An 18619-nucleotide genomic window follows, 5' to 3' on the forward strand; every position below is an offset into this window, starting at 1 on the left:
GGCGTAATGAGAACACTGAATGTTTCACGCCCTTGATTCGAATTTATCTTTTAACAACAAATACCAAATAAAGACCCTCTTCCCTGAAAAGGCTGAGATGGCTAAGGACTACTATGAATGGAAACCATCTGGATTAAGAATCCTCTCGCAATCTACACTGGCTCACTAGCTGATGCAGAAGGCGGCATTGTCATTAAAGGTAATAAAATCATTGAGCTGGTTGGCAAACACAAAGAGCCGACCTTACCCGTAGATTACAGCGTCGACGCCTCTCGTCATGTTGTAACACCAGGGCTTATCAATGCGCACCACCACTTCTATCAAACCTTAACGCGTGCCTACCCCGGCGCACTCAATAAAGAACTCTTCCATTGGCTACAAAGCCTCTACCCAGTTTGGGCGAACCTCGATTCTGAGATGATGAGCCTTGCTACTGAGCTGGCGCTTGTCGAGTTAATGATGTCGGGCTGTACTACAGCGTCGGACCATCATTACTTGCTGCCAAACGGGCTTGAACACGCCATTGATTTACAAGTCGAGGCGGCAGAGAAATTGGGCGTAAGGGCGATATTCACTCGCGGTTCCATGAGCCTTGGGGAAGATGAAGGTGGACTACCTCCACGACACACCATTCAAACCGAACAAACCATCATTGATGACAGCCAACGCTTGATTCGTGATTACCACCAGCGTGATGAAGGGGCGATGATTCAAATCGCACTCGCGCCTTGTTCGCCATTCTCGGTCACCACAGATCTGATGAAAGAGACCGCCAAGATCAGTGAGCGTGAGAACGTAATGATGCACACCCACCTGTGCGAAACCTTAGACGAAGAAGACTTCTGTATTGAGAAGTTTGGCCTACGCCCTGTCGACTACCTAGAGGATGTCGGCTGGCTCAATGAACGCACTTGGCTTGCTCATGGTATTCACTTCAATCCAGAAGAGATCAAGCGCTTGGGTAAAGCGGGCATTGGTATCAGCCATTGCCCAACTTCTAACATGATGTTGGCTTCCGGTATTTGTAAGAACAACGACCTTGAGGCGGCTGGCGTAACAGTCGGGCTAGGTGTTGATGGCTCAGCGTCAAACGACGGCTCCAATATGATTGCTGAAGTTCGCATGGCGATGTATCTACAGCGCCTGCAATATGGCTCTGCCAATGTTTCACACTTTGATGCGTTGCGCTGGGCGACATCCGGCTCTGCAGCCGCAATGGGCAGAACCGACATTGGTACGCTAGAGGTCGGTAAACAAGCCGACATCGCGATGTTCAAGCTTGATGACATTCGTTTCTCTGGCAGCCACGATCCACTTGCAGCACTACTACTCTGCGGCGCTCCACAAGCGGACAAAGTAATGGTTGCCGGAAAATGGCGAGTTAACGATGGTTCGGTGATCGGCATAGACATGGGGCAGCTAATGCACCGTCACCACACCGCTGCAATGAAACTAGGAAAACTGGCAATGAATAATAACTAACGCCAATGCTTGTCCATCAAACAGTGTGTACCTCACTATGATGGGCAAGCTTCCTTACTACTAATAAAAATTCAATTCTGACTGTTAAATACGCCGTCCTATTGGTTGTTCTTCCCCTAAATATTAAACCAAAATCCACTCTATAATTAATATCACTAATTTAATAATTACTAATTTAAATGTGGCTAATTTAAATATGGCTAATTTAATTAGAGCTAAATATTAAACCTATTATTTATTTGGCATAGGTCAAATTTAAAACACTCGTTCTAATTATATAAACATCAATTAAATCAACAGATTTAGTAATAATCACAACAATTATGATAATTACATTTCTATCATTTAAATCATTGGTGAATAGAATGAAAATCTCCGACGCCTTTCTAGATATAGCCTGAATAAAGAATAGAAACTAATGATTTAAATATCACTAAATTCAATAGATCAACAATCAAACAATACGGATTCAAATATGTGATCCAAATAGAACTTTTCATTATAAATTTGCTATAGATTGACCAAACCTTATAAAAACAAAAAACATATTAATGGAGAGCATATTTAAAACCCACAAAATAAATACAAGAATGGGAATATAAACAATTCAATAAACCCGCATAAATATATAGAAATACCATTTTCATGGTAGGGGATTTTATTGTCTCTAGAAAAGCTAATAACAAATCTAACAGGGATAAAACATGAAAAAAATCACACGAACGCTGGTATTATCTTCGATCTCGATTGGACTGCTTTCCTCTTTTGCTTTCACTTCTCAAGCAGCGCCAATTCAAGTTAATCAGGCGTCAGCCGAACAGAACATACCTCAAATCACCTACGATACGATCACCGGTGAAAATGGCGTTTTTATCGATCTAGAAACCGACAATTTCATCCTCAAACAGCAAGAGTGGTATCAGATTCAAGCGTATGTCGAGGGAGCACTGGCACTGCCCGTCACAGAAGCCAGCATGAAATCGGCTTTTAGCATTCCTAACGACATCCCTTTTTCTAACTTCCAAGCTTTAGTTCAGCAATATTCCAATATCCATGACACCGCTTTCTACTGGAAAAAAGACCTGTACCCAAGCATCGTGAACCTCTCATTGAGCCTAGCGAACTATGTACAAATCAAAGACTACATGCTCAATCCTTTAAGCGACGCCCTTAATGAGATGTTGGCAAAAGCATTTTCACCGTTACCAGAAGATATCGAGGCTGTTGAACGCAACCGAAAAATGGCGATTGCTTATCTGAAAAGCCTGCAAAACTTTTCATTGAGATACCAGCAAGAGGTGTCCGATGTGGGTGACAACTTGTTGGACTTTTCTGCGCAACTAGACACACAAAAGCTACAACTTGAAGTGTTGGAAGGGACTCATAACGGGTATCTAACAGATGATGGCAGCGTACTTCAACAGCAAGTGAACGACATCAATGCCCGAATCGCACAACTCAACAAAGACTACACGCACTATGTCACGGTTGCCTCTACTGCCGTCACCTACGCGTGGTTCCCTTTAGTCGCCGTGCCAATCATGGGCGTCTACGGAGATAAAGCGGAGAAAGCACGTAAGCTGCGCAATGAACTGCAAAATGAAGTTAAAGATTTAGAAGAACAATTGTCTTACACACAAAAGGTATATAACTCTTACCATCGCTCTTCAGAAAGCATTGATCTTATATCTCAGCAAATTGAAGATGCTATCCCACATATTAATAAGCTGAAGTTAAATTGGCAGAAAATGAATACCGACTTCACATCACTGCTTGCTGCATTAGATGAAGCTCAAAACAATGCCGATATCATGAAAGACGACGCAATGCTTGGTGCTATCGGCGCATTAGCCAATACATCGGTTGCAGAAATGAACTGGAATAACATCAGCGAGAAAGCCAAGGCATTTGCAAACAATGCTTATATTCAAGAAATGGAGTAGTCCATACCCATCGACAAATAGCTCGGCAAAGCGACGCCTCGCTATAAGTTAAACCAGCAAGACCAATAAAAACAAAACAACAACAGAACACCACGCCTTATGGAAAATAAGGTGTTGGTTTCTGCTACCCAAAATTTGGCTAATACTCATTTCGACAGGACATTAATATGAGAATTCTACCGATTATTATTTCTCTTTCATTATCTCCACAAGCTTTTGCTAGTGACTGGCTAGAGCTTAATAACTTGCCTAATTCCACCGAATACCCAACTTGGGTTCAATCTGCCTATTCCGATGTCGATGTTATCTCTCGCTCTACGTCGGATCTCCACATCAACCTCAGTGACTGGATTGCAGAGCAGAACCTTTACGTGACTAAGCCCTCCAAGATCGTCGTTTTTGCCGATACCATTGAGGTTCCAGAAAACTTCAACTTGGTGGTGAATAACCAAAACATTCTCATTTTTGCTCGTAAAATTGTCGGACAAGGCGCCCCGACTTTCGTTCTCGGGCAACAAGGCGCTGCGGCATCAGTGACTGTGATTGCAGGACAGATCGACACTCCAATTAATGTCCTCGCTTTCCAAAACGATGGCAGCATTACACGAGATGCCCTTTCAGCAGAAGATGGCGATGGAACCTCTGTGGCATTAGCAGGAGAACACTACCGCAGAACCACCATCGACTCGAACATTACTGGGCAAATGAAACTAGCGACCACACCTTTTACCGACATTGTTAACCGCTCTTTTGATATGGCTTCCAGCTTATTCGACACGAATCCAGAGCTTAGCCTCGAACTGATTAACTGGATTGAGCAGAGTTTGCGTCACGCAGGCTCAGTGGTGGAAGATGACCCTATCCTTTCAGATCTATACCTCCAAACCGTTGCATTTAAACAGTTCATTAGTTTCAGCACTAAAGAAAGTAACTATGTGCCTTATCTCGACAAGGTGCTCTACCAAGGCAAATACGAAGCTTACCTGAATGCAATGATCGCGTATCAAGCACAGTGGGATATCATTCAAGACAGAAGTACGGTGATCGAAGACAAGATTGAAGCTGCGAAGTTAGCACTCGATAACGTTGAAGACGTTCTCAGAGCACAAGACTCGATCATCACTCAAACCCAATCTAACATAGACAAAATAGGCGACAGCCTGACCGAAATCGACAGCCAATACAAAGCTCAAGAACTTGTGACACTGAGTGCAAGAACCACTTACTTAGTCGGTGTAGAAAACTGGAAAACTCAGCAAGAGCTCAATGCAGCATTGGCTATCTTCAAAGCCATCGCAGAGATTGGCAGTGCCGTCAGCGGTGTGTTCACAGGAAATCTATCTGGTGTGAACGACCTCACCGAGCAATTGGCTAAAACGCCAGAAGCACTGGATAAAGCGAAAAACTTAGTCACCAATATCAAGACAGTCACGGGGATCATTGATAGCGTTACCAAGACTATTTCGGGCATCGCGCAGCTCACCGCCGATGTGAAATCGACCATCAAACTTCATAAAATCTCCGAAGCGATGGATGGCTTTAACTTTAATATTCCGACTTTGAATGAGAGTAATCTGGCCTGGGATCTGATGATCACCGAGATCCGCAGTAACTTAAGACTTGCTGATAGCTTGGGAATTAAAGGCGCGAGACAATACTTAGTCGAACTTGAAAAACAGGTGCTATTAGGCAAAGCAATTAACACCACTCAGCTTAATTTTGCACAAGAGCAAGCCAAACTCGTCGACCTACTATTGACCAAGAACGTCACCGCTAATCAACAGCAAAGATTGAGTGACGCCATTGAGAGTTATCAGGTAGACAGCGAAGGTTTCGACTCCATCGAGCGTGAGCTTTCACGAGTGCTAATGCACTTCAAACGACCAATGTATGTGGCTTTGTCTAACTATGTTCAGGCATACGAATACTGGGCATTGAAACCAAGTGAGATAACACCTTCGCTGAATAAAAGTTACTTGGACTACCAGTTTGACCTCGCGTCCATAGAAAGTGAGTATGTGAATGCACTCTCTTCATTCCAGCCAGCACCACAAGACTTCACTATCGACAACTACACCATCTCTAGCCCAGAGCAACTCGATAGCTTCGCAACCACTGGCGAGTTGAACTTCACTATTCCATTAGGGCAGGCACAATTATGTTCATTCGACCGAGTCAGACTCTCTACAGTACGTGTGTTCTTAGAAGGGGAAAACTTACCTTATGGCAAGCAGCTCAACCTTGGAATATCGAGTTCAGGTAACTATGCAGACCGCTATCAGGATCAGGATTACCAATTCAGTTCTAACCCGGTCTCGCGAGCGTTTTACTACCGCTTGGATGATCCAACCACCAATGACGTTAGCATCATCACCGATGGCGCAGTGGCGAATAAGTTCGAATATGCGTACTTCCAACCCACTCCATTCTCGACATGGAATGTCACCCTCAACAACTTCGATGAGGCAGACCAAGCCAACAACCTATACCTAAAAGATGTCGAGCAAATTAGGGTTGAGTTCTTAGGCAGTGGTATCCCGAATGGCAACAGTTGTTCTAATTAGTCGGAATAGTGAAGAAGGATAACATGAAACACAAAAAGCCCCCCCTTAAGCTATCTGAGGGCAAGCATTATTACGCATAAACCGGTGGAAATCCCTATTCTAGGTATAGAAAGGGATTTCTTCAACTATGATTCAAGCTAGATAGTAAGAACCGTAAACACAGTGTGTTAATTTTTATAAACTACTCATTTGGAGGACAAGTTATGACTTTGACCTGATTCTTATACTGAAATACCAATAAACAATCTTCGTAGTTAATAATTTCTATTTTTTTAAAAATCATATTATTAGAAGTTAACTTAAAGGAAGTTTTGTTTTGTTCAACTTCAAAGTAAGTGACTTTTTCGCCTCTATCAACATACCAACTATCAATAATAATCTTTGAGTTAAACAATAGGTTGATTAGCGACATGTCACTATAGCTCTCTTCTATACCGACTTCCTGTTCATTTTCGTTACTTATATTTTTAGGAGTTTCAGTTTTTAATTCTTTGTCAGAAGTTACAGGTATGTCTTTTTTTTCTTCTAAATTTACATGGGCTTTAGAGTGACTAATATAAGACTTTAATTTAAAGTCTCGTTCTGTAGAAAAATTATAAATTAAAAATACGAGCGTAATAGCAGCTAATACAGGCCAAAACATAATGTTGCTTTTGTTGTCAAAGTGAAAAAGGTTTCCAGTTTTTACATAATCTCGTTGATAAAAAGAATTATAATTCGAAAACGTCTTTCTACTATAAAATCTCAGTTTGGATGACAGCACAACGACACGTTCTAGCGTAGGGACACCGTCATAAACTTTCTTTATATAACTCCACTTCTTAAGAAAGAAGGGGTTATGCGTTATTTTATGTGAAAATGATATTAAATCTTGCATCTTTTCAGACAGCGAGAGCGGGGATTGAGTGATAATAAAAAAATCCGTTCTGAACTTACGATGTTGTGCCAAAAGTTGGAACCAAGCATCTTCATCTTCTTTTAACAAAAATTGAAATTCATCCAACACGAAAGTCAACTCAACGTCTGAAGAATCAATTAATCTAACAATATCAAAAATTTCAGGAGTTTCATTTACTGTAAGATATTCACTCGATACATTGATAGGAATATTAGTGAATACTTTATTACCAAGTTTAAGGTTCGGTAAAATATGATACTTCACGGCTTCATAGGTTTTTCCAGTTCCAGGTCTTCCGTAAATAAGTGTAATCATAACTACCCCTTAAGAACTCGAATAAACGTAACAATAGGTAGCGCAAGCAAGCCGCAGAAGATTACGAGGAAAAAGCCTAAGAAAAAGGCTTCATTTACCAATTGAACCGATTCTATATCTTGCCCGTTTTTCTCTAAAGCTATTGCTAACCTGTCTAAAGAGTTTGCAAGTAAGACATTGCTATCGCCTCCTATACTATCTTCAAATCCACCTAAATAACTCTGACAGAAATCATCAAACTGGATGTTTTCATCGTGTTGTTTTTTTACATCTAATTTGATTTGGGACATAACACTTCCACCAAGGCTAAATATACGAATAAAGCAAAAATCGATCCGAGATGTCTTCCTAAAACTAGTATTTTTCTCCATCACGATTAAGTAACTAGCATCCAGTTAAATAGAAAAATTTCTCCCCTAAAAGGGAAACCTAATATGGTATCAACAGCCCAAGCAATGCAACCAATGGCAATGCAACATTAACTTAGTTTTCTGAACTTATTTTGGCTCAAATATTGCAAAATTCCATCGGAGGTGAATTTATGGAAGTAATAAGTTTCTTAGTCGGGTCTTTATGTGGGTTTGTTTTTATGCTGCCTTGTCTTATAGCGTTGGTTCAATAAATTCAAATTTGAGAGTCAAAATGAAAATGAGATAGGAATATGATAATAAAAAGCGCATTAAAATTTATGACCCATGAAGCGATCGTGTTATCTGTTATCTTCATCAATGCTGTTGTGATGGTCGCACTTGAAACAACACCAACATTACCAAAAACTATAGGCTATTGGATTCTTTGGGTAGACTTCGTTTGCGTGCTCTATTTTGCAGTGGAACTTGGTGTCAAATGGACAGATTTGGGTACTAAGGGTTACTTTTCTGATAATTGGAATAAATTAGACTTTTTAATAGTAATACTGAGTATCCCGGTTCTCATTGAACCTTTCTTAAGTGGTGGTATTGGATGGTTGGGTGACATGGCCATTCTTCGCCTCGCTCGTTTCTTGAGACTATGGCGAATTCTCCGTTATGTCTACACTTCGGAAACATACAAGTGTCTGCGTATCCCAGTAATCCTACTGATTGTTTTAACAGCCTTTACTATGCTGATTGATAGCAGCAAAGACTTAATATCAGATATTTACCCTCAGATTAAGCTCACTTTGAATGTTTTGCTTGTACTCAGCCTCACTTTTTTACTCGTTAGGATGTTACGAGTTTTATTTTCTACATTTTTTCACAGAAAACTCACTCAAAATCCTTACAACTTTGACAGCTCTCTTGTCGATTTTATATGTCTGATCGCGGTTGTTTTGACATCATTAAACGGAATAATGATAGCAATAAGCACTGCAGGTCATGATCCATTCGCTCTCCTCGCTGGTTTGGGGATCGGAGGTATGGCAATCGCATTTGCTGCACAGGACGCAGTGGCAAACATTATCGCTGGAATAATGTTACTGGTTCAAAAACCATTCAGAACAGGAGATTGGATTTGTATTAATGGAAATACAGGAGCCGTACATCATATCGGACTTAGATGTACAGTTTTAGAAGAGTTTGGCGGGGAACACTTAACATTCCCTAATAAAATATTTATGGATAGTCCTGTCAGAAATATAGACAAAAGAGGCTTTTACTTACTATCGGGGAGTATTCGACTGCATCATAAAACCAAGCATAATGAAATTAATGAAGTCATAGACATGATGAAAAAAATATGTACCGAACATCCTGAGCTATATAACGACTGTGGCGTGCGCTTCGAAGGATTTGGAGAAGCATGCTTCCCTGTTTCATTTTGGATGTGTGTTAAAGAATGGAGCCAGAGTGAACAAATAATATATCGAGACCGTTGGGAAAAAATAAGAGTGGTTGAGCAGGATTTTTATATCAAACTAGTGAAGGGGGTAAATGAAAAAGGGATTACGTGTGCAATGCCAATTCGCGAAATGGTGGAAGAAAACAAAACATCACCGCTAACAGAAAAGGATGGATACCATGAAAATTAAACATCTATTAATACTACTAACGTTGCCATTTGTGCCTTATGAAGTACTAGCCGCTGCTACAGAAAATATTGAACAAATTGCAGGGTCGATTGATTTAACTTCAGTAGAATCAACCGCATCTGATGTAGGGGTTACTGCTGTTGCAGTCAGTGCCACTGTAAAGGCTGTTGGTATAATTAAGAATGTCATTAACCAAGCCTAAACCTATGCGTTACGATTGATGCGAGTATAGTAGTATCCTTACTGTACTCGCGACGTCGAAACAATACCTTAACACTCAAAGATAGTGGTTAGCCCCTGGGCTGACCAAACGTCAAATTTAGCTATGTACCAGTTCCTGCGAGAAATCAAATGTTTCAGCTTTTAACACCGCAACCTTTAATCACTAACTGAGTGATAAACTCAGCGGCTTCTTCGTAGTCTTTGTCATCGAGCTTATCTTTCTGCATAACACTGCAAATCTGCCAGCCAAAATCCGCATAGGTTTGAGTCGCAGCCCAAATGGTAAACATCAGGTGATGCGCAGGTACGTCGTCCATCAGCCCTTTTACCGACCAAGTCGAGAACTTATCAAGGATCATCTGTGACTGCTTATACAACTCATCACCGATCTCTTTCGGAAGCACTTTAGCACCTGACATCACTTCATTGGCAAACACTTTAGAAGCGTGTGGGTGGTCGCGTGAGATGATTAACTTAGTTTGAATGTATTGAGATAGGGCTTCTACGGGATCACTCAGCTCTTCAATAGGACGAGAGGCTTCAAGTAACGGCTGCGTGACGGTTTCTAGAACGGCATTGTAGAGCTTGTCTTTCGAGCTGAAGTAATAGAATACATTGGGTTTGGGAATGTCGGCCGCCTTCGCGATATCCGCCATTTTGGTTGCGGCATAACCATGAGTAGCGAATTGTTCACACGCCACTTCGATGATTAAATCTTGATTCTTTTGTCTGATCCTAGACATATGACTTCCTTTACAGCTCATTACTTAAACCATAGTAATCAACGTGCTTCATTAGTCCAGAAGATAATTCAAGAACTCAAGGTCACCGCATTGACAACAAAAAATGGCCGCCACATGCACAGTGGAGCGACCCTTTTATCCGGTTGCTAAAGAATCAATATTGCACGGAAGTCATTGACGTTAGTCAGAGTAGGCCCTGTCGTCAGCAGAACGCCTATTTGCTTGAAAAAGTCATAACTATTATTCGCCTCTAGATAATCATCGGCTTTGAGTGATAAGCGAGTACCTTTTTGCCAAGTTTCTGGTGTTATCCATGCTCCGGCATTGTCTTCCACACCATCAATACCGTCCGTATCAGCGGCCAAAGCGAATATGTTGTCCTGCCCTTTCAGTTCGTTGTACAAGCTTAAAAGGAACTCACAATTGCGCCCACCACGACCATTTCCTTTAACCGTTACTGTTGTTTCACCACCTGAAAGCAATACACAAGGAGTCTCGAAAGGGTGCTTATTATTAGCAACTTGCTTGGCTAATGCTGCGTGCACCTTCGCCACTTCTCTCGCCTCACCCTCGATACAATCACTCAACACATACGCAGGAATACCTAAACCTTCAGCCTCTGCCGCCGCTGATTCAAGAGCAGACATTGGAGTCGCGATAATATGGTGCTCAGCGTTTTTCCAACAAATGTCATCTGGCTTGATGGTTTCAGATTCTGGGTTATTCAGCCATTCAAATGCCGAGTTAGGTATTTCTATCTGGTAGCGTTCCAATATGGCGAGGGCATCAAAGCGCGTGGTGGTGTCCGGTACGGTTGGTCCTGATGCAATCACACTGATGTCATCACCCGGTACATCCGAAATCGCCAATGACACCACTCTTGCTGGATACGCTGCTTTGGCAAGTCGGCCGCCTTTTATCGAAGATAGATGTTTACGAACACAGTTCATCTCATCAATGGCTGCGCCAGATTTAAGTAGTGCTTTGTTGATTTGTTGCTTCTCTGCCAAGCTAATATCGCCACCAGGCAGACTCAGTAATGCGGAGCCACCTCCCGATAAGAGACATATCACGGTGTCGTCTTCACTTAGGTTGCTCACCAACTCCAACATCCGGTGACTGACTTCAAGCCCCATCGCATCCGGAACTGGGTGCGCCGCTTCAATCACCTCAATGTACTCACATGGCGCGAGGTGTTCATAACGAGTCACAACCAAACCTTCTAAGTCACGTAGCGCAAGGTCTTGCTGTTTCTTGGCTTGCCATACGGCTTCCAATTCAGCGGCCATCGATGCTGCCGCTTTCCCTGCCCCGATAACGACAGTTCGCCCAGCTTGATTTGCCGAGCGATAAAATATGTCTTGAGGGAGAAAAGGTTCGATGTGATTTTGGGGTAGTGCCTGGTTTACAGCACTCGAGAAAAGGGTTTGCAGAAACTGCTTAGCATCAATGTCCATCAGCCACTCCTTAGTTGACGGAGGAAAAAAGAACCCCAATACAAGGCGAAAGGGTGCCTGCTAAGATTAAGTTGGAAAGGAACAACTTCAACCTTTGCCTCGTATCGGGAACGCGTATAAAAGGAGACGAAACTACGCGATTTATAAACAAACTGTTTGAAACTGGGGGGCTAACTCATTGACGTGCTGTCGAGGCGCAAAGTAGATTCACGATTCGACATTACATGCGATGCTAGCCCGTATTCATCATTAAAAAGAGGTTAGCGAATCGAGTGGTCAGAACGTTTCTCAATCGCTTGGATAAGCGCTGAGTGATCCCAGCCTTCACCGCCCATCTCGGCACACTCACCAAACAGCTCTTGAGCATTAGCCGTGTTTGGCAGTGCAACCCCAAGCTCTTGTGCCCCCGTTAGCGCTAGGTTGAGATCTTTTTGATGAAGCGAGATTCTAAAGCCAGGGTCAAATGTGCCTTCCACCATGCGTTCACCGTGCACCTCAAGGATCTTTGAGTTAGCAAAGCCACCCAGCAGCGCCTGGCGAACTCGCGCTGGATCAGCACCGGCTTTTGATGCAAACACTAGCGCTTCAGAGACCGCTTCAATGTTCAGTGCTACGATGATCTGGTTGGCAACCTTACACGTTTGGCCAGCACCGTTATCACCCACCAGCGTGATGTTTTTGCCCATCACTTCAAATAGAGGTCGAGCTTTATCAAAAGCGTCCTGCTCACCACCCACCATAATAGTAAGTGCCGCATTAATCGCGCCTACTTCGCCACCTGAAACCGGAGCATCAAGATATGATGCACCACCTTCGTTGATGCGTGCTGCAATGGCTTTAGTCGCGATAGGTGAGATAGAACTCATATCGATGACTAGCTTGCCCGTTGCCCCACCAGCAGTAAGACCTTGCTCGACACCGTTATCACCAAACAGCACCTCTTCTACTTGAGGGGTGTTCGGCACCATAAGAATAATGACATCTGCCTGTTCTGCGGCTTCGGCTGGGGAATGACAAACCGTTGCGCCTGCTGCAACCAACTCAGCAGGTGCTGCGTTGAAATGATCCGACAGAATCAAGTCGTGACCCGCTTTTTGAAGGTTACTCGCCATAGGTTTACCCATGATGCCAGTTCCGATAAATGCAATTTTAGACATGTTGTTCTCCTTAACGTTTGAGGGTTACCAGGCGCAATTAACGGTACTGGTTCAGCCAACCAAGGCCTTCGGTCGTTGTCGTTTTCGGTTTGTATTCGCAGCCAACCCAACCTTGATAGCCAAGCTCATCAAGGTAGCTAAGTACGAATGGATAATTGATTTCTCCGGTTCCCGGCTCGTGTCGACCAGGGTTATCAGCCAACTGCACGTGAGCGATTTGACCGATGTTCTGCTGCATAGTCGGCGTAAGATCGCCTTCCATAATCTGCATGTGATAGATATCGTATTGGATAGAAAGATTATCGCTCGCCACCTCTTTAATGATGGCTTTCGCTTGCTCTGTGGTGTTCAGGAAAAAGCCAGGAATATCGCGCGTGTTAATCGCTTCAATCACTAAGCTAATGCCTTCGGCAGCCAGAGCATTTGCGGCATAGTGGAGGTTAATCACAAAGGTTGCCTGAGCGTCTTGCGGAGTCACTCCCTGTGGGACAATGCCCGCCAAACAGTTCATCTGTTTACAGCCCAGTTTCTTGGCATAAGCTATCGCTTTAGGCACGCCCGCTTGAAACTCTTCAACGCGTGCTGGGTCAACCGCAATACCACGATCGCCTGCATCCCAATCCCCAGCAGGCAAGTTAAATAGCACTTGCTCTAGATTATTAGCATCAAGCTTTTGTTTAATCTCGTCCGCATCAAAGGCATATGGGAAAAGGTATTCGACGCCTTGAAAACCTGCTTCTGCGGCGGCTTCAAAACGGTCCATAAAATCAACTTCCGTGAATAACATTGACAAGTTTGCTGCAAATTTTGCCATGATTCTGTCCTTACTCTTTGTTTGGTGAAGCTAACGTGGTTTGGTGAAGCCTCGCTCTATTGGAGGCTTTCCGTAGAGCTCAATCTCGCTCTACGGACACACATTACTTCGTGATTACTTGTACGCTAGCGCGGTTGGTGCATCGCTACTGCTTTCCGCAAGCGGTTCAAATTCATTGATGGCGTTGATCTCTACGCCCATAGAGATATTGGTCACGCGCTCCAAAATCAGCTCAACAACCACAGGCACTTTGTGCTTGTTCATGAGCTCTTTGGCTTGCTCAAACGCTGCTGCAATTTGGTCTGGTTCGCGAACACGAATCGCCTTACAACCAAGGCCTTCAACAACAGCAACATGGTCAACACCGTAGCCTTCAAGCTCTGGCGCATTCTGGTTATCAAATGCCAGTTGCACACAGTAATCGATATCAAACTGACGCTGCGCTTGGCGAATCAAGCCTAAGTAGGAGTTATTCACCAGTACATGGATATATGGCAGGTTGAATTGGGCACCTACTGCTAGCTCTTCAATCATGAATTGGAAGTCGTAGTCACCGGAGATAGCGACGATATCGCGATCCGGATCCGCAGCTCGCACACCCAATGCCGCAGGTGTTGTCCAACCAAGCGGGCCAGCCTGACCACAGTTGATCCAATGTCGAGGCTTGTACACATGAAGGAACTGCGCTGCGGCAATCTGCGACAAGCCGATAGTGCTGACGTAGCAAGTATCACGACCAAATGCTTTGTTCATCTCTTCATAAACGCGCATCGGTTTCATCGGTGCTTCATCGAAATTAGTTTTGCGTAGCATGGTCGATTTGCGCTCCTGACACTCACCTACCCAACCACTTCGATTTGGTAATTTACCTGCATCGCGCCACTCTTTAGCGACTTCAACCATGAGCTCAAGTGCCGATTTTGCATCTGAAACAATGCCTAAATCAGGGCAGAACACGCGGCCAATTTGGGTTGGTTCAATATCGACATGAACAAACTTACGACCTTCGGTGTAAACATCGACAGAGCCGGTGTGACGGTTGGCCCAACGGTTACCCACGCCAAATACAAAGTCAGAGTTCAGCATGGTTTCATTACCGTAACGATGAGAGGTTTGTAGACCCACCATACCCGCCATTAGCTCATGATCATCTGGGATAGAGCCCCACCCCATCAAGGTTGGAATTACTGGTACACCTGTGATCTCAGCAAACTGCTGCAGCAGCTCAGATGCGCCTGCGTTGATAACACCACCACCTGAGACAATCAGAGGTTTTTCAGCTTGTGCCATCATGGTGAGTGCTTTCTCAACCTGTTCGCGAGTCGCTTTGGGTTTGTATGGTTCAAGCGGCTCGTAGGTATCAATATCGAACTCAATTTCGGCTAACTGTACATCTAGAGGTAGGTCAATCAGCACAGGGCCAGGACGTCCTGAACGCATCAAGTGAAAGGCTTTTTGAAAAGCGCGTGGCACTTGAGCTGGCTCCAGTACCGTAGTTGCCCACTTAGTGACAGGCTTGGCAATGGATTCGATGTCGACCGCTTGAAAATCTTCTTTATGAAGGCGAGCACGTGGAGCCTGACCAGTAATACATAGGATAGGGATCGAGTCAGCCGATGCCGAATAAAGGCCTGTGATCATATCCGTCCCTGCTGGACCTGAAGTACCAATACACACACCAATATTATCTTGATTCGTACGTGTGTAACCTTCAGCCATGTGTGAGGCACCCTCTACATGTCGAGCTAAGACGTGATCGATCCCTCCGAGTTTTTTCATTGCTGCGTACATTGGGTTTATTGCTGCGCCGGGAACACCAAATGCGATGTCTACTCCTTCACGTTTAAGCACTTCAACCGCTGCTTCAATCGCTTTCATAATTGCCATTCGAACCTCCAGCTCAGATTGTATACAATTAAATTAACTTTTGTGTACTATGAATCATCCTCAGCATTTATCAAGCCCAATTTGAAACAATTTTGTTACATCAACCTATCCTATTGAACAGCAAACAAGACTGAAAACCTTACAATTCATTGCTTTACATAAAATATCTTTACGTAAAAATAAATTACAAAAAGATCAAATGATAAATAAATGTTAAATACCATTTGCTTGTTTACAATTTCTACAATATAAATACCGTTAAAAAGAACATTTTGTATACAAAATGACATCGTATTGTGTAAAGGAGACAAGCAATGATGAATGACGTGAAAGAAAGAGAAGAAACACTGTGTATGCAGGTACTTGGGAATATGGACAACCCCGAGTACAAAGAGATCTTGTCTAAAGATGCATTGAAGTTCTTAGAAGCTATCGTTAACAAGTTTGGAGATCGCCGTCATGCCCTGCTAAATGATCGCGACACAAAACAAGCGCAATATGATGATGGTGAGCTACCTAATTTTAGAAAGGACACTATCTCTATTCGTCAGAATAAAGAGTGGAAAGTCGCAACACCGCCACCAGAGCTACTGGATCGTCGCGTAGAGATCACAGGCCCTATCGAGAGAAAGATGGTGATCAACGCATTAAACTCAGGTGCGAAAGTCTTCATGTGCTGTTTTGAGGATGCGTCTTCCCCAACTTGGGCCAACATGGTCGAAGGGCAAATTAACTTAAGAGATGCCAACTTAGGCACCATCAGCTATTTCGATGAGAAGAAACAAAAGAACTACCAGCTAAACAGCGACCCTGCGTTGTTAATCGCTCGCCCTCGTGGAATCCATCTACCTGAACAATCGATTCAATTCAACAATCAACCTATTGCGGGTTGTCTGATGGACTTTGCGTTGTACTTTTTCCACAACTATCAATCACGAGCGCAGCAAGGGTTGGGCGTTTACTACTACATTCCAAAGCTTGAGAGCATGGAAGAAGCACAATGGTGGGACGACATTTTCAGTTTCACTGAGAACTATTTCAACGTCGCAAAAGGCACCATCCGTGCGACCGTATTGATTGAAACGCTGCCAGCCGTTTTCCAAATGGAAGAGATCTTGTACGCCATGCGCGATCACATCGTTGCGATGAACTGCGGCCGTTGGGATTACATCTTCAGCTACATTAAAACACTGAAAAATCATAAAGATCGTATCTTGCCAGACCGTCACGGGATCGGAATGGATCAAGAATTCCTTAACGCATACAGCCAACTGCTGGTTCGTACTTGTCACGCTCGTGGAGCACTGGCGATGGGGGGCATGTCAGCCTTCATTCCAGCAAAAGATCCACAAGAGATGGAGCGTGTTACCGCCAAGGTTATTGAAGACAAACAAAGAGAATCGCAAAACGGCCACGATGGCACATGGGTCGCGCACCCTGCCTTAGTTGCTTTAGCGATGTCGATCTTCGACAAGCACCTTGATGGCAAGGTGAATCAAATGGATTTCCAAAGCCCTGAGCACACGATCAATGCCGACACCTTACTTAAACCATGTGAAGGCAGCCGCGACGAGGCCGGCGTACGCAAGAATATCCGTATTGCGTTGTATTACATCGAGGCTTGGATCCAAGGCTACGGCTGTGTACCTATCTACGGACTAATGGAAGATGCCGCCACCGCGGAGATCTCAAGAGCCAACATTTGGCAATGGATCCATCATGGCGTCACGCTCGATGACGGCCAAACCTTTACCAAACAACTGTTCCACTCTTGGCTTTACCAAGAGTTAGACACAATAAAACACGAAGTCGGTGACTCGCGCTATGCAGCAGGTCGATTTGAAGAGACGGCTGATCTTTTCTACCAACTTTCTACCGCCGAAGAGTTCGCTGCCTTCCTAACTTTACCCAGCTATGGGCTTTTGCAAGAATCCAGCTAGGCGTCTTGCGGCGATTCAAACAGTGCACTGATTAATGCTCTGTTTGAAATAGCCAAGCCCCTGAAAATTAGGAGATAACATGGGAAGTTTGACTCTACAACAAGCGTTAACCATCATAGATGGCACCTTTAAAGCAGGCAAAAAGATTCACACAGAGCCCCTCACTGTTGCTGTGTTAGACAGCGGTGGCAAACTGATTTCTCTGCAACGTCAAGATGGCTCCAGCATGATGCGACCTGATATCGCCATTGCTAAAGCCTGGGGCGCACTCGCACTAGGGTGTTCCTCAAGAAAACTCGCCCAAGATGCTGACAACAGGCCAGCATTTATCTCCGCCGTGAATGTACTCGCACATGGAAACATGGTGCCAGTACCAGGGGGCTTACTGATTCGAGACAAGGATAAAACGGTAATCGGTGCTATTGGTGTCAGCGGCGACATATCAGACATAGATGAAAGCTGCGCCATCAACGGAATTGGCTGCGCAGAACTGTTTAGCGACGAGATGCTGCAAGCTTAATGCAGAAATAGAGACAACTTAAAAAAAGAAAACCGAAGCCTTATGCTTCGGTTTTTTAATGAATCTAAAAAGAGATAAGCGAACCTACTCGTAGGCACTCAACCAAGTTTTTAAGAGTTGGTTAGTGTTTTTCTTCTGGCTAGCCGATAAAGACTTAACCAGTTTTTTCTGCATTTCGACATGCTCAGTCATCATCTCATCAATAAGAACTAAACCATCTTTGGTCAATTTCACGCTGACGCTGCGTCGATCTTCTTTACTGTGCTCGCGGCTGATTAACCCTTTAGCTTCCAGTTTATCAAGACGATTAGTCATCGCACCTGATGTCAGCATCATTGACCCAATAAGCTCAGAAGGCGTTAGTCGGTATGGCTTTCCAGAACGTCGCAAGGTCGCCAATACATCAAACTCGCCCAATTTCATGTCGTATTTTTTATGAAGGTCGGCAACTTGCGTCTCCATATACTTGGCAATACGCATAATCCGGCCCATCATTGCCATAGGCTCAGTTTCTAATTCGGGCTTTTCCTTTGCCCATTGCTCTACAACGCGGTCGATAGCATCCATTTGCAATCTAGCTCCGTTATTAGTCTGATTACTTTAAACTAGTTTAACATAAAGATACTTTACAACCACTAGTTCTCAGTATACAGTTCACACAACAGT

The 18619-nt window shown here is 43.8% G+C and carries 15 protein-coding genes; 7 read left to right on the forward strand and 8 right to left on the reverse strand.

What is annotated here, in order from left to right; genetic code table 11:
* Nucleotides 1–117: 117 nt before the first annotated feature.
* The 3 genes from OCV52_RS20025 (at nucleotide 118) to OCV52_RS20035 (ending at nucleotide 5989) form a co-directional block, all read left to right on the forward strand.
* Nucleotides 118–1482, forward strand: coding sequence for an 8-oxoguanine deaminase (locus OCV52_RS20025; RefSeq protein WP_137406815.1), 1365 nt, complete (start codon nucleotides 118–120; stop codon nucleotides 1480–1482).
* A 704-nt stretch (nucleotides 1483–2186) separates the two neighbouring features.
* A complete protein-coding gene (locus tag OCV52_RS20030; protein ID WP_105058766.1) occupies nucleotides 2187–3425 on the forward strand; it encodes an alpha-xenorhabdolysin family binary toxin subunit A in 1239 nt (412 codons plus the stop codon).
* A gap of 167 nt (nucleotides 3426–3592) precedes the next feature.
* Nucleotides 3593–5989 carry a hypothetical protein gene (locus tag OCV52_RS20035; RefSeq protein ID WP_137406814.1) on the forward strand — a complete coding sequence of 799 codons (2397 nt, stop codon included), beginning with the start codon at nucleotides 3593–3595 and terminating at the stop codon, nucleotides 5987–5989.
* Between the two features lie 181 nt (nucleotides 5990–6170).
* Here the strand turns inward: OCV52_RS20035 and OCV52_RS20040 are convergent, their stop codons facing one another.
* The gene (locus OCV52_RS20040) at nucleotides 6171–7202 is read right to left on the reverse strand and encodes a zonular occludens toxin domain-containing protein (protein ID WP_137406813.1); all 1032 of its coding nucleotides are present in this window, start codon (nucleotides 7200–7202) and stop codon (nucleotides 6171–6173) included.
* Nucleotides 7203–7204: 2 nt separating this feature from the next.
* Nucleotides 7205–7492 (reverse strand): hypothetical protein, encoded by a 288-nt coding sequence (locus tag OCV52_RS20045; protein ID WP_008220972.1) that lies wholly within the window; start codon nucleotides 7490–7492, stop codon nucleotides 7205–7207.
* Between the two features lie 371 nt (nucleotides 7493–7863).
* Between OCV52_RS20045 and OCV52_RS20050 the strand changes: the two genes are divergently transcribed.
* Both OCV52_RS20050 and OCV52_RS20055 read left to right on the forward strand, forming a co-directional pair.
* On the forward strand, nucleotides 7864–9213 hold the full coding sequence (locus OCV52_RS20050) for a mechanosensitive ion channel domain-containing protein (RefSeq protein ID WP_004737468.1): 1350 nt from the start codon (nucleotides 7864–7866) through the stop codon (nucleotides 9211–9213).
* Nucleotides 9203–9415 carry a hypothetical protein gene (locus OCV52_RS20055; RefSeq protein ID WP_004737467.1) on the forward strand — a complete coding sequence of 71 codons (213 nt, stop codon included), beginning with the start codon at nucleotides 9203–9205 and terminating at the stop codon, nucleotides 9413–9415. Before OCV52_RS20050 ends, OCV52_RS20055 begins: the two co-directional genes overlap by 11 nt.
* A gap of 154 nt (nucleotides 9416–9569) precedes the next feature.
* Here OCV52_RS20055 and OCV52_RS20060 read toward each other — a convergent pair whose 3' ends face one another.
* The 5 genes from OCV52_RS20060 to gcl all read right to left on the reverse strand — a co-directional run bounded on the left by OCV52_RS20060 (nucleotide 9570) and on the right by gcl (nucleotide 15493).
* Nucleotides 9570–10178: a TetR/AcrR family transcriptional regulator gene (locus OCV52_RS20060; protein WP_137406812.1), complete on the reverse strand. Its 609-nt coding sequence runs from the start codon at nucleotides 10176–10178 to the stop codon at nucleotides 9570–9572.
* A gap of 146 nt (nucleotides 10179–10324) precedes the next feature.
* Nucleotides 10325–11635, reverse strand: coding sequence for a glycerate kinase type-2 family protein (locus OCV52_RS20065; RefSeq protein WP_137406811.1), 1311 nt, complete (start codon nucleotides 11633–11635; stop codon nucleotides 10325–10327).
* A gap of 260 nt (nucleotides 11636–11895) precedes the next feature.
* Nucleotides 11896–12792, reverse strand: coding sequence for a 2-hydroxy-3-oxopropionate reductase (locus tag OCV52_RS20070; protein ID WP_137406810.1), 897 nt, complete (start codon nucleotides 12790–12792; stop codon nucleotides 11896–11898).
* Nucleotides 12793–12829: 37 nt separating this feature from the next.
* Nucleotides 12830–13606, reverse strand: a complete 777-nt coding sequence (hyi, locus tag OCV52_RS20075) for a hydroxypyruvate isomerase (protein WP_137406809.1) — start codon at nucleotides 13604–13606, stop codon at nucleotides 12830–12832.
* A 114-nt stretch (nucleotides 13607–13720) separates the two neighbouring features.
* The gene (gene gcl / locus OCV52_RS20080) at nucleotides 13721–15493 is read right to left on the reverse strand and encodes a glyoxylate carboligase (protein ID WP_061032996.1); all 1773 of its coding nucleotides are present in this window, start codon (nucleotides 15491–15493) and stop codon (nucleotides 13721–13723) included.
* 314 nt (nucleotides 15494–15807) lie between these two features.
* Here gcl and aceB point away from each other — a divergent pair, with 314 nt between their 5' ends.
* Together aceB and OCV52_RS20090 are read left to right on the forward strand one after the other, a co-directional pair.
* Entirely contained in the window at nucleotides 15808–17433 is a 1626-nt protein-coding gene (gene aceB, locus OCV52_RS20085) for a malate synthase A (RefSeq protein ID WP_137406808.1), read from the forward strand.
* 79 nt (nucleotides 17434–17512) lie between these two features.
* A complete protein-coding gene (locus OCV52_RS20090) occupies nucleotides 17513–17953 on the forward strand; it encodes a GlcG/HbpS family heme-binding protein (protein ID WP_004737460.1) in 441 nt (146 codons plus the stop codon).
* An 84-nt stretch (nucleotides 17954–18037) separates the two neighbouring features.
* On the opposite strand, the gene OCV52_RS20095 is transcribed toward OCV52_RS20090, so the two are convergent.
* Nucleotides 18038–18520, reverse strand: coding sequence for a MarR family winged helix-turn-helix transcriptional regulator (locus tag OCV52_RS20095; protein WP_004737459.1), 483 nt, complete (start codon nucleotides 18518–18520; stop codon nucleotides 18038–18040).
* Between the last annotated feature and the right edge of the window lie 99 nt (nucleotides 18521–18619).

Origin of the sequence: Vibrio chagasii (assembly GCF_024347355.1) — a bacterium.
GTDB classification, from domain to species: domain Bacteria; phylum Pseudomonadota; class Gammaproteobacteria; order Enterobacterales; family Vibrionaceae; genus Vibrio; species Vibrio chagasii.

Bases quoted from the DNA above. Each gene is read 5' to 3' on its own strand.
- OCV52_RS20025 (WP_137406815.1), top strand. From the start codon at position 118: ATGGAAACCATCTGGATTAAGAATCCTCTCGCAATCTACACTGGCTCA.
- OCV52_RS20030 (WP_105058766.1), top strand. From the start codon at position 2,187: ATGAAAAAAATCACACGAACGCTGGTATTATCTTCGATCTCGATTGGA.
- OCV52_RS20035 (WP_137406814.1), top strand. From the start codon at position 3,593: ATGAGAATTCTACCGATTATTATTTCTCTTTCATTATCTCCACAAGCT.
- OCV52_RS20040 (WP_137406813.1), bottom strand. From the start codon at position 7,202: ATGATTACACTTATTTACGGAAGACCTGGAACTGGAAAAACCTATGAA.
- OCV52_RS20045 (WP_008220972.1), bottom strand. From the start codon at position 7,492: ATGTCCCAAATCAAATTAGATGTAAAAAAACAACACGATGAAAACATC.
- OCV52_RS20050 (WP_004737468.1), top strand. From the start codon at position 7,864: ATGATAATAAAAAGCGCATTAAAATTTATGACCCATGAAGCGATCGTG.
- OCV52_RS20055 (WP_004737467.1), top strand. From the start codon at position 9,203: ATGAAAATTAAACATCTATTAATACTACTAACGTTGCCATTTGTGCCT.
- OCV52_RS20060 (WP_137406812.1), bottom strand. From the start codon at position 10,178: ATGTCTAGGATCAGACAAAAGAATCAAGATTTAATCATCGAAGTGGCG.
- OCV52_RS20065 (WP_137406811.1), bottom strand. From the start codon at position 11,635: ATGGACATTGATGCTAAGCAGTTTCTGCAAACCCTTTTCTCGAGTGCT.
- OCV52_RS20070 (WP_137406810.1), bottom strand. From the start codon at position 12,792: ATGTCTAAAATTGCATTTATCGGAACTGGCATCATGGGTAAACCTATG.
- hyi (WP_137406809.1), bottom strand. From the start codon at position 13,606: ATGGCAAAATTTGCAGCAAACTTGTCAATGTTATTCACGGAAGTTGAT.
- gcl (WP_061032996.1), bottom strand. From the start codon at position 15,493: ATGGCAATTATGAAAGCGATTGAAGCAGCGGTTGAAGTGCTTAAACGT.
- aceB (WP_137406808.1), top strand. From the start codon at position 15,808: ATGATGAATGACGTGAAAGAAAGAGAAGAAACACTGTGTATGCAGGTA.
- OCV52_RS20090 (WP_004737460.1), top strand. From the start codon at position 17,513: ATGGGAAGTTTGACTCTACAACAAGCGTTAACCATCATAGATGGCACC.
- OCV52_RS20095 (WP_004737459.1), bottom strand. From the start codon at position 18,520: ATGGATGCTATCGACCGCGTTGTAGAGCAATGGGCAAAGGAAAAGCCC.